Raw genomic sequence first — 15491 nt, 5'->3', positions numbered from 1 at the left:
GGTGGGAACGACTATTTCTTCTTCTTGGCGTCCTTGATGATCGCCGCCACCTCGTCGGCGTCGATCTTCTTCGCGACCAGCTTGCCGCTCTTGGCCTTACGGACCGAGTAGGTGTCTTTTTTCTTACCGGGGGCGACGTGGAGACCGACCTTCTCGGCGGCCTTGTTCAGTTCCTCGAGCATGGACCGAGAGAGTAGGTGACGAAGGTGAACACCGACGAATCGTCTGCGTGTCGTGGTGACCGGTCTCGCAGGATTGCGCTCGGGTGACCGGGGCGGGCACCCGCCGACAGGCGAGTCCGTGGTCTGTCCGCCACCACATCCCGGCACCGACACCGCACGGGGCGGACATAGCGCACGTCGCCGCCGACACCGGGAACCCGGTCAGGTGAGCGTCTGGGGGAGCAGCTCGCGGTAGGTGACGACGAGGGGTGCGTGGTCGGAGAGGCGTTCATCCGGTGCGGCCTCTTTGTCGACGGTGACGTCGACGGCCAGGCGTGCGAGACCGGGGGTGGCGAGCTGATGGTCGACGCGCCAACCCACGTCCTTGGTGAACGACTGTCCGGCCCAGCTCCACCACGTCAGGGGACCGGGGCGCTCGCCGTGGGTCTGCCGGACCACGTCGACGAGCCTGCGGCTGCCCAGCACGGTGTCGAACCACTCGCGGTGCTCGGGGAGGAATCCGTCCATCTTCTGTGCCGGCCGCCAGTTGGTGACGTCGTGCCGGGTGTGTGCGACGTTGAGGTCGCCGACCAGCAGGAACTCGCGGCCCGCCCGGGCCGCGGCGAGGCGATTGCGATTGACCTCCCGGGTGAAGGCATCCAGGAAGCGTCGTTTGCGTTCGTATCTGGCGCCCCCGTCGGGCGCCTCCCGCATCGATCCGGGCCGTTGCAGGTGCGCGGGTAGGCCGCCCTTCGGCAGATACAGGGAGGCCACCGTGAGCGGCCGGTCGGCCAGATCGGCCTCGATGTAGCGCCCGTGCGCGGCGAACTCGCCGAGGCCGCGGGCCCGAGGCGGATGACTCACCCAGGTGCGCACGGCGACCGGCGGCCGTCGCGTGAGCAGCGCCACGCCGTTGCGGCCGGGCACCGAGCCGACGTCCACCGCGGCCGAGTACCCGTCGAACTCGCCGACCTCGGTGGCCGGACACCGCAGTTCCTGCAGCGCCACCACGTCGGGGCCCCGCGTGGCCAGCCACTCGTCGAAGCCACGACGCCGCGCCGCCCGGATGCCGTTGACGTTGAACGACGCGACCGTGAACGAGCCGGTGCCGGATCGGTCTGGGGCAGTCATGTCCGATACTGTGCCGCATCGTCGCGCAGATGGTTCCAGGGGGCCGGAGCGCGCCCTGGAACGCTCTGGAACGCGCTCGAACGCCGCCGTATCGACTCGGGCGCCCGCGAACCCGGATACGTGTCCCGCGGCCGCTGACGGCCCGCTGAGCGGTCGGTGGTCGCGGGAGTGGGTCGCGGGGGGTGGGTCGCGGGGATGGGGCGGTGGCCCCGGCACACGGACTCGTGTCGCCGTGACTCGTCATCGGGTCTCGCCGGGCCGGATCGACGGCGATCCGGTGCGGGATGCGGGGGAAGTGATCGCCTCGGCGAACAGGTGCCGAAACCCGAAGTGGGAGGCCCCGTTCGGGGCCTCCCACTTGTTCGGGGTGAGTGACGGGACTCGAACCCGCGACAGCCAGGATCACAACCTGGTGCTCTACCAACTGAACTACACTCACCATCGGCATCTGGGGCCCGGGGTTTTCACCGGGTTCCAGAGCCAGGAACATACTCTAGCGAATGGATGACATAAAACGCCAATCGCCTCTCTACCAGCGGTTTCAGGCCGGTCCGAGGTCGGTGGTGATCTGGGTCAGCGCATCGGCGTCGGGTCCGGGGGCCGGGACGAACGCCGCGGCCCGGTAGTACTTGAGTTCCCGGATGGACTCCCGGATGTCGGCGAGCGCCCGGTGGGCGAGTCCCTTCTCCGGCTGTCCGAAGTAGATCTTGGGGTACCAGCGCCGGCACAGCTCCTTGATCGAGCTGACGTCGACCATGCGGTAGTGCAGGAAGGCGTCGAGCTCGGGCATGTCCCGGCTGATGAACCCGCGGTCGGTGGCGATGGAGTTGCCCGCCAACGGCACCGTCCCGGCACTCGGGATGTGCTTGCGCAGATAGTCCAGCACCAGCTTCTGCGCCTCGTCGAGGGTCACCGTGGAGCGTCGGACCTCCTCGGTGAGCCCGGAGTTCGCATGCATCTTCTGCACCACGTCGGGCATCGCGGCCAGCGCATCGTCGTCGGCATGGATGACGACGTCGACACCCTCGCCGAGGATGTTGAGCTCACTGTCGGTCACCAACGCCGCGATCTCGATCAATTTGTCCGACTCCAGGCGGAGTCCGGTCATCTCACAGTCGATCCACACCAGTTTGTCCTGCACCCGTCAACTCTAGCCAACCGCAGGTCCCACCCCCGGCGAAGTCGGGCGGCTATCGTGATCGGGTGCATTCGTGACCGGGCGGCGCCCGCCGGTCACATACCGGCCACCCCACCCGACGGAAGGAACCGCCGCAGTGACCGATCCCGCTCAGGCGGCCGCGACGATCGCGGCCGGTTATGCCTTCTCCTCGACCGCGCTCGAACTCGGCTCGGTGTCGGTGGACGGCCAGGTCAGTGCCGATGCGCGGGTGCGGATTCCGCTGTCGATGATGAACCGGCACGGGCTGGTCGCCGGGGCCACCGGCACCGGCAAGACCAAGACCCTGCAGCTGATCGCCGAACAGCTCTCCGCCAACGGCGTGCCGGTGATCATGGCCGACATCAAGGGCGATCTGTCCGGGCTGAGCAATCCCGGTGAGTCCAACGACAAGATCACCGAACGTGCCGGGCAGACCGGCGACGACTGGCAGCCCACCGCCCACCCGGTGGAGTTCGTCTCGCTCGGTGATTCCGGGATCGGCGTACCGATCCGCGCCACGATCACCTCGTTCGGGCCGATCCTGCTGGCAAAGGTGCTCGGACTCAACGAGACCCAGGAGTCGGTGCTCGGCCTGATCTTCCACTGGGCCGACCAGCGCGGTCTGCCGCTGCTCGACCTCAAGGACCTGCGGGCGGTGATCGCCTACCTGACCGGTGACGAGGGCAAACCCGAACTCAAGGCGATCGGCGGGGTCTCCACCCAGACCGCCGGGGTGATCCTGCGGGCGCTGACCAACCTGGCCGCCGACGGCGGTGACACCTTCTTCGGTGAGCCGGAGATCGAGCCGACCGATCTGCTGCGCCTCGCCGCCGACGGCCGCGGCGTGATCACCCTGTTCGAACTCGGCGCGCAGGCCACCCGCCCGGCCCTGTTCTCCACGTTCCTGATGTGGATCCTGGCCGACCTGTTCGAGTTCCTGCCCGAGGTCGGCGACCTCGACAAGCCCAAGCTGGTGTTCATCTTCGACGAGTCGCATCTGCTGTTCGCCGACGCGTCCAAGGCGTTCAAAGAGCAGGTGGTGCAGACCGTCAAGCTCATCCGGTCCAAGGGCGTCGGCGTGTTCTTCTGCTCACAGCTGCCCACCGACATCCCCAACGACGTGCTCTCCCAGCTGGGTTCACGGATTCAGCACGCATTGCGCGCCTTCACCCCCGACGACCAGAAGGCCCTGGCCAAGACGGTCAAGACCTATCCGGTCTCCGATGTGTACAAGCTCGACCAGACACTCACCGCGCTCGGTACCGGCGAGGCGGTGGTGACGGTGCTCTCGGAGAGGGGTGCGCCCACACCGGTGGCGTGGACGGTGATCCGCCCGCCGCGGTCGTCGATGCAGGCGGTCGGGGCCGAGGGCATCACCGCCGCGGCCACGGCGAGCCCGCTCTATGCCGAGTACGGCCAGTCGATCGACCGGGAATCGGCCTACGAGAAGCTCGCCGCCAAGACCCTTGCACCGGGGGAGTCGCCCGACGCACCGGCGCCCGTTCCGGCCCCGACCCCGGCCCCGACTCCGAAGTCTGCACCGGCCCCGAAGCCGGTGCCGGAGGAGCCGGGCATCCTGACCGAGGTGCTCACCAGCAAGCCGATGCAGAACTTCCTGAAGTCGGCGGCAACCGCCGCGGGCCGTGAGTTCAGCCGCGCGATCTTCGGTACCGGCCGGCGCCGGCGCTGAGGTGCCGACGCTGAGGCGTCGGCGCCCGCCGGGGCGGACAGCCCGGGCGGGCGGGTGCCCGGCTACTGCTCGCCGTCGCCGAGCTTGCGGTAGAAGGTGCCGACGATGGGGGCGACCACCGCGCGCGGACTGTAGCCGCCGGCCACCGACATCGCCTTCGACAACGTGCCTGGCACCACACGCATCTTGTTGTGCTCCAACGCATCCAGGCTCATCTCGGCGACCTTGTCGCTGGAGTGCCAGAGGAAGTCGGGGACGAGCTTGTCGACGATCGAGGCCTCCTCGGCCGACGGCGTGTGCGTGCGCACCGGCCCCGGCGCGAGCAGTGTGACGTGCACGCCCTGCCCCGACACCTCGCCGCGCAGTGACTCGCTGAAGGTGTTCACGAACGCCTTGCTCGCCGCGTAGGTGGCGTTGTTGGGGATCGGCATATTGCCCGCCGCCGATCCCACCATCAGGATGCCGCCGGCGCGCCGGGCCACCATCTGTGGCAGCACGGCCAGGGTGAGGTCGTGAACGGCGTTGACGTTCAACAGGACCTGGGCGCGCTCGTAGTCGGCGTCGAGCTCGGCGACCGGGCCGAAGGTGGCGATGCCGGCGTTGTTGGCCAGGATCGAGATCTCGCGTCCGGCGAGTTCGGCGGCGAGAACCGCCACCGCCGTCGGGTCCGCGAGGTCGGTGGGCCGTACCTCGACGACGACATGCAGCTCGGTGCGCAGCTCCTCGGCGAGTTCCTCGAGGATCTCGCCGCGGCGGGCGACCAGGATGAGGGAATGGCCGCGGCGGGCGAGGGTCCGGGCCAGGGCCATACCGATCCCGGAGGAGGCTCCGGTGACGACGGCGCGGGCGGAGGCGGACGGTGCGGGGACTGCCATGCCGCTCATCGTAATCAGCAGTCCCCGCCGGTGATCGATCCGCGTCCCGGTGTCACCGTCTCCGGTGCCACCGGGACGCCGTGGGATCAGGCGCCGTGGGATCAGACGCGGTGGGATCAGGCACCGTGGGGATCAGGCGCCGTGGGGATCAGATCCCCGCGGCGACCTCGGTGCCCTGCCGGATGGCGCGCTTGGCGTCGAGTTCGGCCGCGAGGTCGGCGCCGCCGATCACATGCGTGGTGATCCCGGCCAGGGTGAGCGGGTCGACGAGTTCACGGACCGACTCCTGTCCGGCGCACAGCACGACGTTGTCGACCTCGAGGATGCGGGTCTCGGTGACGGTGCCGTCGGCGTCGTGGAAGCTCAGATGCAGCCCCCGATCGTCGATCCGATCGTAGGTTGCGCCCGAGATCTGTTCCACGCCTTTCATCTTCATCTGTGCGCGGTGCACCCAGCCGGTGGTCTTGCCGAGTGTCTTACCCTGCTTCCCGGGCTTGCGCTGCACCAGATACACCTGCCGGATCGCCGGCAGCGGTCGTGGTCGGGTGACGAAGCCGGGTGTCTCCGGGTCCTCGGTGACACCCCATTCCTGTTCCCATTCCTTGAGATTGAGCGTCGGTGACTCGTCGGTGGTGAGGAACTCGCTGACGTCGAAGCCGATGCCGCCCGCGCCGATCACCGCGACCCGCTTGCCGATCTCGCGGCGGCCGAGCACGGCGTCGGCGTAGGACATCACCATCGGATGGTCCACCCCGGGGATGTTCGGGACGCGCGGGGTGACACCGGTGGCGACGACGACGTCGTCGAACTTCCCGGCGACAATGTCGTCGGCACTCACCCGGGTGTCGAGGTGGACGGTGACGCCGAGTACCTCGAGGCGGCGGGTGAAGTAGCGGATGGTCTCGGCGAACTCCTCTTTGCCCGGGATCCGGGAGGCGATCGAGAACTGGCCGCCGATGCTGCTGCCACCCTCGTAGAGGTCCACCCGGTGGCCGCGCTCGGCGGCCGAGACCGCCGCCGACAACCCGGCCGGTCCGGCGCCGATCACCGCGACCCGCTTGGCCCTGCGGGTGGGGCCGAGGATCAGTGTGGTCTCGCGTCCGGCACGCGGATTCACCAGGCACGACACGTGTTTGCCGACGAAGGCGTGATCGAGGCACGCCTGGTTGCATCCGATGCAGGTGTTGATCTCGTCCGCGCGACCCTCCTGCGCCTTGTTCGCCAGGTGCGGGTCGGCCAGGAACGGGCGGGCCATCTGGATCGCGTCGACCCGTCCGCGGTTGAGGATCTCCTCGGCGAGTTCGGGGGTGTTGATCCGGTTGGCCGCGATCAGGGGGATCGAGACCTCGTCGCGCAGGCGTTCGGTGAACTTCACGAAGGCCGCGCGCGGGACCGAGGTGACGATGGTCGGGACTTGCGCCTCATGCCATCCGATGTCGGTGTTGATCGCGTCGACGCCGAGCGCCTCGGCCTTGCGGGCCATCAGTGCGATCTCGTCCCACGTCTGGCCGTTGCGGACCAGATCGGCGATGGACTGGCGCAGGATCACCGGGAAGTCGCGTGGCACCTGCCGGCGGATCTCGGTGATCACCTCCACCAGGAAACGCTGCCGGTTCTCGGTGGAGCCGCCCCACTTGTCGGTGCGGTCGTTGGTGTGCGGGCACAGGAACTGGTTGATCAGGTAGCCCTCGCCACCCATGATCTCGATCGCGTCGTAGCCGGCCTCGCGGGCGAGCTTGGCGGACTGTCCGAACGAGGTGATCACGTGCCGGATGATCGGCTCGGTCATCCGCAGGTGTTTGAACGGGTGGATCGGTGACGGTTCCTTGCCCGGCGCCACCTTGAACGGCGTGTAGCCGTATCGGCCGGCGTGGATCAGCTGCATCGCGATCTTGCCGCCCTCCTTGTGGACGGCCTTGGTGATGCGCTTGTGGCGCATCATGTCGACGACGTTGGTCATCTTGCCGCCGAAGGCCATCAGCAGGCCGGTGCGGCTGGTGCCGAAGCCGCCGGTGATGATCAGGCCCGCACCGCCGCGGGCGCGTTCGGCGAAGTAGGCGGCGAGTTTGTCGGTGTCCCAGATCCGGTCCTCGAGTCCGGTGTGCATGGAGCCCATCACGATCCGGTTCCGGATGGTCATGCCACCGATGTCGAGGGGATCGAACAGATGGGGGTAGTAGGCGTTGCGCTCGGTCGACGGGGCTGTCATCGAGTCACCTCTCTGTGTGGAACGTCGCGTGCGGACGTCGGAATCTGTGGGAGTTCAGGAGTTCTCGTCGAGTTCTCGCTGGAGTGCGGTGAGCACCTCGTCGCACCAGTCGATGAATCCCTCCTCGATCCGGACGCCGCCACGCAGCACCAGGTACTGGTGCAGGCGTCGGCCGGTCAGCCGGTCGGGATCGGGATAGTCGTCCTTCTCGAATCCCCGGTACAGGTCGAGGCGGGCGACGTGGAGGTCGCGGTGGCGGTGCAGCTCGGTGATCACCTCGGGGAGGTCCTCGATCTGGGCGGCCCGGATCTTCAGGCCGAGATCGTCGCGCAGCTTCTGGATCGGGGTCGGGGTGGCGACCCAGTCCCGCAGCGCTTCCCGCCCGGCGTCGGACAGGGTGTAGACCTTCTTGTCCGGTCGGCCCTCCTGCACCACGGGCTCATAGCTGACGAGGCCGTCGGCGTGGAGTTTGCGCAGCGTCCGATAGATCTGCTGATGGGTCGCCGACCAGAAATGGCCGATCGACCGGTCGAATTGACGACCGAGTTCGTAGCCGGTGCCCGGTCGTTCGGACAACGACACCATGATCGCGTGTTCGAGTGCCACGCCTCAGACGCTAGCAGTGCAACAACGCACTATGCAATGGTGACACTATGCGCGTAGGTGCATAGGGCTGGGCTCGGCGGCGTCCTGCCCGATGATCGCGGGGGCGTCGAGGTCCTCCGGGAGGATCCACCGGGGCTGCTCCTGCAGGTGCCCGGCGTGGAGCTCGATGATGCGGTCGGCGATGTCGGCGACCCGCTGGTCGTGGGTGATCAGCAGCGTGGTGCGACCCGAGGCGATACGCCGCAGCGGTTCGAGGATGCGGGAGACGGTCCGGTCGTCGAGTCCCGAGGTGGGCTCGTCGAGGATGAGTACCGGCGTGTCGCGGATCATGGCACGCGCCATCGCGATCCGCTGACGCTGCCCGCCCGACAGGGTCAGGCCGCCGTCATGCAGTTCGGTGTCGTAGCCGTCGGGCAGTGCCCGGATGAACTCGTCGGCATCGGTGGCCTGGGCGGCACGGATGATGGCCGCGCGGTCGGCGTCGGGCCGGCCGTAGGCGATGTTGTCGGCGACGGTCGCGCCCTTGATCACCGGCGACTGGGGCAGCAGGGTGACCTGGTCGCGGATGGCATGACCGGTCAGGGTGTCGTAGTCGCGGTCGCCGAGGGTGATCGAGCCGGAATCGGGGTGCTCGAAGCGGCACAGCAGCGACGCCAGGCTCGTCTTGCCGGTACCGCTGGGCCCGACGAGGGCGGTGATCTGGCCGGGCGACAGTGTCAGGTCGACGTCGTCGAGGACGGGGAGGGCGTCGCGGCGCAGCGATACCGACCGCAGCACGACCGGTACCCCGTAGGTGGTGTCCGACGCCGCGGGGCCGACCGCGGGCGAAGCGGCGGCGCCGGCATCGGGTCGGGCGGTGGCATCAGGTCGGGTGGCGGCATCGAGTGCACGCGCCGCGTCGGAGTCGTGCTCGGTGGGTTGCAGGTCGAGTACCTCGGCCACGCGTTCGGCGCTGACCACCGCGGAGGCGACGGCGAGGCGGACGTCGGCGATCTCCTGCATCTTGGGGTACAGCATGCCGAGATAGCCGGTCAGGGAGAGTAGCTGGCCGATGCTGAGACTGCCCTGGCGGACCTGCCAGACACCGGCGACGGCGATCGCCAGGGTCACCACCACCTGGCCGAACCCCATCACGGCGCCGAATCCGGCCTCCACACGGGTCTGTGCCATCCGGGCATCGCGCCAGGCCGTGCCATGGCGGTGCAGCCGCGCGTGCTCGCGGGACTGCTGGTTGTAGGCGACGGCGGTCTCGTGGCCGACCAGTGCGGTCTCCACGGCGTCGGCGATGTCGCTGTTGGCGCCGCGCTCGTCGCGGGTGGCGGCCACCTGCCTGCGCGCGAAGATCGACGAGACCGACCACAACAGCGGTACCGCGGCCAGGGCGACCAGCGCCACCTGCCAGCTCATCAGGAGGGCGGCGATGACCAGCCCGACGGTGTTGAGGATGGCGATACTCAACTGCATCACCCCGGACCCGACGAGGTATTCGACGGCCTCGAGGTCGCTGGAGTGGCGGCTGACCAGGTTGCCCAGCCCCAGCCGACGGTGCAGGACCGGATGCAGCCGCTGGACGTGCGCGAACAGGCGGTCCCGGAGGCGGAGGACGACCCCCTCGGAGACCCCCACCGAGATGATCTGACCGTAGTAGTCGGCGACGGTGGAGACGGCGGTGATACCCAGCCAGATGCCCGCCAGCTGTGCGAAGGACGCGATGCTGTCGGAGTTGAGTGCCCCGTCGATGACGTCGGCGAGGACGAAGACCGCATAGATCTCACAGATCGCGGCGACGGCGAACAGGAATCCGGCGAAGGTGAAGCGCCGGCCCATCCCGTGCAGGGCGGGGGCGAAACGTCGGAGGGCGGTCATCGTCGTCATCGGGCAACTCCACGGGTGTGTTCAGAACGCGACCGGACCCGGTGCGACGAAGGGCGCCACACCGGGCCTGCCGGTCCGTACCCGGTCAGAGACGCACAGGGCGATGCGATGTGACCGGAGGAAAGAAGGGAATCTAACGGGTGTGGCTCACTGCCAGACCCAGATCCAGCGGAAGGTCCGCCAGTCCCACACGCGGACACGACGACGGCGACGCGGCTGCTGCTGATTCTGCGGGCGATTCTGCGGGCGCTGCTGCTGGGGCTGGCGCTGCGGTCCAGGCATTGTCTACTCCTTGTCGATGGACACGCCGGCATCGATGCCGACACGGAAGAAACTATGACCGTCACCTTCGGCTGAGCTGCTCCCTTCCTGTATGCCCCCTGTCAACCGAAAACTGATGAGTGCCTGTTTATTTCACGTGAGACAGGTGTCAGTCGGCGTGGTCTTTACACATGTGTGACCAGCGGCGTGCAACGGGGTTTGTGCGCGCCGGACCGGCCCGTCGCGCACACTGTTTCGCATGACAAACGGCGATGACCGCGGGTTGCGGATGCTGAGTTGGACCAAGGTGGACGACGGGGTGGTGATCGCACCGGGGGAGCGGCTCAGCTGGCCGCGCACCATCGGGATCGGCCTGCAGCATGTGGTCGCGATGTTCGGCGCCACCTTCCTGGTCCCGGTGCTCACCGGGTTCCCGCCGTCGACGACGCTGTTCTTCTCCGGTATCGGCACCGTCCTGTTCCTGCTGATCACCCGTAACCGGCTGCCGAGCTACCTCGGCTCGAGTTTCGCGATCATCGCCCCGGTGACCGCCGCGGTGGCCTCGCACGGACATTCGTCGGCACTCGGCGGCATCGTGGTGGTCGGCGCACTGCTCGTCGTCATCGGTGTGATCGTGAACTTCGTTGGTACACAGTGGATCGAGGTGACGATGCCGCCGATCGTCACCGGCACCATCGTCGCGCTGATCGGTCTCAACCTGGCGCCGGCGGCGAAGAACAACTTCGAGCAGGGCGCCGTCACCGCGACCGTCACCCTGGTGCTGCTGCTGGCCTCGATCGCATTCTTCCGGGGGCTGCTCGGACGTCTGGCGATCTTCCTCAGCGTGGTGCTCGGCTACCTGTTCGCCTTCGTCCGCGGTGAGGTCGACACCTCCGGGATCGAGTCGGCGGGCTGGATCGGGTTGCCGGACTTCACCACTCCCACCTTCTCGTTGTCGGTGATCCCCACCTTCCTGCCGGTGGTGCTCGTCCTGCTGGTCGAGAACATCGGGCACGTCAAGTCGGTGAGCATGATGACCGGCGCCGACTACGACAACCGGATCGGCCGTGCGCTGGCCGCCGACGGCCTGGCCACCGTGCTCGCCGGCAGCGGCGGCGGATCGGCGACGACCACCTACGCCGAGAACATCGGTGTGATGGCCGCGACCAAGGTGTACTCGACGGCCGCCTACTGGGTGGCCGGTGCCGCCGCGATCATCCTGGGTCTGTGCCCCAAGGTCGGTGCGGTGATCGCGGCGATCCCGGCCGGTGTGCTCGGCGGCGTGACCACCGCGCTCTACGGTCTGGTCGGCATCATCGGCATCCACATCTGGGTCACCAACCGGGTGGACTTCGGCAAACCCATCAACCAGTTCACCGCCGCCATCCCGCTGGTGCTCGGCATCGCCGATTTCACCTGGACGATCGGCGGACTCAGCTTCGGCGGTATCGCGATCGGTGCGATCGCCGCGCTGGTGATCTATCACAGCCTGCGGCTGATCGGCGGATGGCGCGGGACCGCCGGCGTCAGGGAGTGAACGGGACGTCCTCCGGTGAGGTCGGGTCACTGCCCGACCGTCCCGGTGGCCCGGGAATCAGCGGCCGGGGAATCAGCGGTTCGAGAATCGATCTCGGAGTCGGGAGTTCGGGTGTGGGGCGTTCCGGGATCGGCGGTGCCGGGTTGGGTGGGGTGTCGGGATGGTTGCCTCTGATGATCTCCACGGTGTTGCGGAACGGCGTCGACTCCGGGTCGTCCCAATAGGCGCCGTGTCCGTTCGGCCCGGTGATCGGTCGAGTGCCGTCGCCCCAGGTACCCATGTCCAGGTGCACCACGCCCGGCACCTCGTCGGGGTCGGCTCCGTGGGGTCCGAACGGGACGCCCTGGAGATACTCCATGAAGTCGCCGGGCGCGGTGAACGAGTAACGCCGGACGTTCTCGGCGGGGTTGTGCCACGGACCGTCGAGGACACCGGTGCCCGCCGACGACGCATAGATCACGTTGTCGGCGCGCAGCCCGAGTTGCTCGGCGGTCCCGAGTACCGAGCCGCCGTAGGAGTGCCCGATGTAGGTGGTGGTGGCGCCGGGGGCCACCGCGTCGAGTTCGGCGTCGAGGGCCTGCCCGAACGACTTCAGCCGCGGTGCCATGTCGGCGGCGAAATGCGGGTCGACCGCACTCTCGTCGACCGCGTCGGCGAGATGACCGGGCAGTCCGGCGATCCCAGGACCGAGCCCGGCGAACAGGCGGGGGATGCTCTGCAACGGTTCGGTGCGCACGATCTCCTGGGGCAGATCGCCGTCCAGATAGGTGAAGACCGGGCCGTCGGTGCGTTTGGCCAGGTTCCAGGCGACCGTCCGGTTGCTTCCGCCGACCGAGTCGAGGTTGGTGCCGGTGCCGGGTATGAACACCGCGGCATTGCGGGTACCGCGACCGAGCGGGCCGACCATCTCGATGGAACGGCCCAGGCGGGTGTTGTCGAAGGCGATGATCATGCGTTCGGCCTGCATGTCGTCGGGATCGGCCTGGCCGATCGGTGAGTCGTGCGCGGCGGCGGCGGTGGTGTTCTTCTGGCCCAACATGTCGCGAAGGGTGCGGGCCCGCGGGGAATCGTCGCCGTTGACGCGGATCTCGGCGGCGAGTGCATTGCGGACATTGATCTCGTTGGCGATGCCCCGCTGCTCGAACGGGACGCCGTCGAGGTTCCCGAGGACCCGCGGGTCGGCCTGGACGAGGCGGCGCATGTCGGTGGGGGACAGACGCTCGAGCAGTGTGCGGCGCTCCTCGATCGTCATCGCCTGCAGCCGCCGCACCGCCTCGTCGGCATCCACCGTCCCCATCCCCGGGATGGTCACCGGGGGTTGGCCGTCGATCATCGCCGCCAGATCCGCACGCAGGTCGTCGAGCCGGGCGCCGTAGGTCTCGTCGGTGTCGTCGATGAACGTCAGCGCACGGTCGATGGCCGCCGCGATCGTCGCGGCCTCCCGGGCCCGTGAGGCGGAACGATGTGAGACCTGGCCGGTGTCGGTCACGGTGAAACCGGCACCGATCGCGGCATCGACCTCGCGGAGCGCCACCGCCCGGGCATGACTCAGGTCCGTGCCGGCGTCCTTGGCCTCGTCGGCGACCTGTTGCAGCACATTGCGGACCTCCTCGACGTGGTCGGTCTCCTGCCGGACACGGTAGGACGCGGCATCCTTGGTCATCCCGTGCCAGTGCGACGGGATCTGGGTGGCGACGGCGACGGTCGTCGCCGCGAGATCGAGGACACCGGCACCCTGCTGGGCCGACTCGCCGGCCCCGGTGATGCCGTCCGGATTCCACGACCGCAGTTGGGAGATGGTCGGCCGCATCAGCGATCGGTCATCAGGTCGAAGACATGGGCCACCGAGGCGTCCTGCGTCTCACTGGTGGCACTGAACGCCTCGAGCGCCACCGCCATCGAGATGAGCCGGTCGGAGATCGACTCGGTGGCCGCGAGTGCGGGTTTGCCGGTGGCACGCAATGCGGTGATCACCCGGCTGCCCTCGCCGTCGACGGTCAGGGCGTCGAATCCGATCCCGCCGACGGCGTTCCCCTGCGACCGCCAGGTGTCCGACAGTGCGGAGATCTGGTCTGGATCCACCCCGAACCGGTTCGAGTCCGATCCGAACAGCCGGGACAGCGGGTTGAACAGCGATGACGGCGGGGTGGGGGACACGGCGGACTCCTCGGTCGCAGGGATGCTACGAAGGATTGGACGCAGCGGACCCCGCCGCGGTTCCATCCGATCCGGTTTCTTGTAGATAGGGGTTCCGCCCGGGGACGTTTCCCGCCCGGTTACGGTTGCGCCCGACCGGGTCCGCCCAGGCGGGGGTTCCTGACGCTCGATCTCCACCGACACGAGATTCCACGCCTTCGTGACTCCACCTGGACGGCCCCACCGGGCCGGCCGTAGGACCTACTTGGCCGTCGGCATGACGTACTCGGCGAGTGCGGAGCCCGCCTGGGGCCACCGGACGGTGGCGGTCTTGTAGCGGGTGTAGAAACGGACACCTTCGTGGCCGTGGATGTGGTGGTCGCCGAACAGGGAGCGCTTCCAGCCGCCGAAGGAATGGAACGCCATCGGGACCGGGATCGGCACGTTGACGCCGACCATCCCGGCGCGGACCTCGGAGACGAAGGTCTGGGCGGCGCGGCCGTCGGAGGTGAACAGCGCCGCGCCGTTGCCGAACTCGTGGGAGTTGACCAGATCCAGTGCCTCGGCGAAGGTGTCGGCCCGGACCATGCTCAGGACCGGTCCGAAGATCTCCTCCCGATAGATCCGCATGTCGGGTGTCACGTGATCGAACAGCGACGCGCCCAGGAAGAACCCGGTCGACGACTTCCCGTGTCGTCCGTCCACCACGAGTTCGGCGCCCTCGGCGACCCCGGTGTCGATGTAGCCGATCACCCGGTCGCGGTGCGCGTCGGTGACCAGCGGACCCATCTCGATGCCGGGTTCGGTGCCCGGACCCACGCGCAGTTCGGCGATCCGCTCGGTCAGGCGGTCGCGGATCGCCTGCGCCACCTGGTCGCCCACGGGCACCACCACCGAGATCGCCATGCAGCGTTCACCGGCCGAGCCGTAGGCCGAACCCATCAGTGCACTCACCACGTTGTCGATGTCGGCGTCGGGCAGCACCACCAGGTGGTTCTTCGCCCCGCCGAGCGCCTGGACGCGTTTGCCCGCCTCGGTCGCGGTGCGGTGGACGTGCTCGGCGACCGGCGTGGACCCGACGAAGCTGACCGCCTCGACACGCGGGTCGGTGATCAGGGTGTCCACCACCTCGCCGCCACCGTGGACGACGTTGAACGCGCCGTCGGGCAGACCGGACTCGGAGAGCATCGCGGCCATCTCCATCGCCAGGGTCGGCACCTTCTCCGACGGCTTGAGTACAAAGGTGTTCCCGCAGGCCAGTGCGATCGGTGCCATCCACAGCGGGACCATGGCCGGGAAATTGAAGGGCACGATACCCACCACCACGCCCAGCGGCTTGCGCATCGACATGCCGTCGACGCCGGTGCCGATGCTCTCGGTGACCTCTCCCTTCAGCAGATCGGCTATGCCGCAGGAGAACTCGATCACCTCGATCCCGCGCTGCAGCTCACCCTTAGCATCGTCGATCACCTTGCCGTGCTCGTCGCAGATGATGGCGGCCAACCGGTCGATGTCGGCGAGCATCTTGTCGCGGAAGGCGAACATGACCCGCGCGCGGATGTGTGCCGGGGTCGCCGACCAGGTGGGGAATGCCGCGGCGGCACTGGCGAGGGCGGCCTCGGCGTCGGTGCGGGAACCGGCCGGAACGCGCTTGGTGACCTCGCCGGTGGCCGGGCAGTAGACATCGGTGGTCGGGGTGTCGGGGGTGGCGGTGACCGGACCGCCGTTGATCCAGTGGTCGACGGTGGCGGTCAGTACGGACGATGACATGGGGTTTCGGCCCTTCTGCTTGATCTGCGGATGTTGTGTCGGAATGAGGGTGGTGTTTGCGGGGTGGGTTGCGGAGGTCAC

Annotated in this window: 13 protein-coding genes and 1 tRNA gene; 2 read left to right on the top strand and 12 right to left on the bottom strand. The window is 68.3% G+C overall.

Going from position 1 to position 15491, the window contains the following annotated elements:
- Positions 1–11: 11 nt before the first annotated feature.
- The 4 genes from GD1_RS24925 to orn form a co-directional block, all read right to left on the bottom strand.
- Complete coding sequence (locus GD1_RS24925; RefSeq protein ID WP_020793727.1) at positions 12–182, bottom strand: hypothetical protein; 171 nt, start codon at positions 180–182, stop codon at positions 12–14.
- Between the two features lie 201 nt (positions 183–383).
- Positions 384–1292 carry an exodeoxyribonuclease III gene (locus GD1_RS01535; protein ID WP_059035200.1) on the bottom strand — a complete coding sequence of 303 codons (909 nt, stop codon included), beginning with the start codon at positions 1290–1292 and terminating at the stop codon, positions 384–386.
- A 366-nt stretch (positions 1293–1658) separates the two neighbouring features.
- Positions 1659–1731, bottom strand: a tRNA-His gene (locus GD1_RS01530).
- 102 nt (positions 1732–1833) lie between these two features.
- Positions 1834–2433: an oligoribonuclease gene (gene orn / locus GD1_RS01525; RefSeq protein ID WP_020790063.1), complete on the bottom strand. Its 600-nt coding sequence runs from the start codon at positions 2431–2433 to the stop codon at positions 1834–1836.
- 133 nt (positions 2434–2566) lie between these two features.
- On the opposite strand from orn, the gene GD1_RS01520 reads away from it, so the two are divergent.
- Positions 2567–4141, top strand: a complete 1575-nt coding sequence (locus GD1_RS01520; protein WP_059035198.1) for a helicase HerA-like domain-containing protein — start codon at positions 2567–2569, stop codon at positions 4139–4141.
- 62 nt (positions 4142–4203) lie between these two features.
- On the opposite strand, the gene cmrA is transcribed toward GD1_RS01520, so the two are convergent.
- The 5 genes from cmrA to GD1_RS25610 all read right to left on the bottom strand — a co-directional run bounded on the left by cmrA (position 4204) and on the right by GD1_RS25610 (position 9988).
- Positions 4204–5016, bottom strand: coding sequence for a mycolate reductase (gene cmrA, locus GD1_RS01515; RefSeq protein WP_059035196.1), 813 nt, complete (start codon positions 5014–5016; stop codon positions 4204–4206).
- 148 nt (positions 5017–5164) lie between these two features.
- The gene (locus tag GD1_RS01510) at positions 5165–7225 is read right to left on the bottom strand and encodes an NADPH-dependent 2,4-dienoyl-CoA reductase (RefSeq protein ID WP_059035194.1); all 2061 of its coding nucleotides are present in this window, start codon (positions 7223–7225) and stop codon (positions 5165–5167) included.
- A 54-nt stretch (positions 7226–7279) separates the two neighbouring features.
- The gene (locus GD1_RS01505) at positions 7280–7831 is read right to left on the bottom strand and encodes a PadR family transcriptional regulator (RefSeq protein ID WP_020790019.1); all 552 of its coding nucleotides are present in this window, start codon (positions 7829–7831) and stop codon (positions 7280–7282) included.
- A 45-nt stretch (positions 7832–7876) separates the two neighbouring features.
- Positions 7877–9706: an ABC transporter ATP-binding protein gene (locus GD1_RS01500; RefSeq protein ID WP_059035191.1), complete on the bottom strand. Its 1830-nt coding sequence runs from the start codon at positions 9704–9706 to the stop codon at positions 7877–7879.
- 147 nt (positions 9707–9853) lie between these two features.
- Positions 9854–9988: a hypothetical protein gene (locus GD1_RS25610; protein WP_274381532.1), complete on the bottom strand. Its 135-nt coding sequence runs from the start codon at positions 9986–9988 to the stop codon at positions 9854–9856.
- A 238-nt stretch (positions 9989–10226) separates the two neighbouring features.
- On the opposite strand from GD1_RS25610, the gene GD1_RS01495 reads away from it, so the two are divergent.
- Complete coding sequence (locus GD1_RS01495) at positions 10227–11504, top strand: uracil-xanthine permease family protein (RefSeq protein WP_020792342.1); 1278 nt, start codon at positions 10227–10229, stop codon at positions 11502–11504.
- Here GD1_RS01495 and GD1_RS01490 read toward each other — a convergent pair.
- The 3 genes from GD1_RS01490 to GD1_RS01480 all read right to left on the bottom strand — a co-directional run bounded on the left by GD1_RS01490 (position 11494) and on the right by GD1_RS01480 (position 15410).
- The gene (locus GD1_RS01490) at positions 11494–13314 is read right to left on the bottom strand and encodes an alpha/beta hydrolase (protein ID WP_059035189.1); all 1821 of its coding nucleotides are present in this window, start codon (positions 13312–13314) and stop codon (positions 11494–11496) included. The genes GD1_RS01495 and GD1_RS01490 overlap by 11 nt on opposite strands.
- The gene (locus GD1_RS01485) at positions 13314–13661 is read right to left on the bottom strand and encodes a hypothetical protein (RefSeq protein WP_059035187.1); all 348 of its coding nucleotides are present in this window, start codon (positions 13659–13661) and stop codon (positions 13314–13316) included. Before GD1_RS01485 ends, GD1_RS01490 begins: the two co-directional genes overlap by 1 nt.
- Positions 13662–13901: 240 nt before the next feature.
- On the bottom strand, positions 13902–15410 hold the full coding sequence (locus GD1_RS01480; protein WP_083533784.1) for a CoA-acylating methylmalonate-semialdehyde dehydrogenase: 1509 nt from the start codon (positions 15408–15410) through the stop codon (positions 13902–13904).
- Positions 15411–15491 lie beyond the last annotated feature (81 nt).

The organism is Gordonia desulfuricans NBRC 100010 (assembly GCF_001485495.1).
Taxonomy (GTDB): Bacteria; Actinomycetota; Actinomycetes; order Mycobacteriales; family Mycobacteriaceae; genus Gordonia; species Gordonia desulfuricans.
The sequence above is the reverse complement of the archived record's forward strand: the minus strand, read 5'-3'. Positions and strand labels throughout refer to the sequence as shown.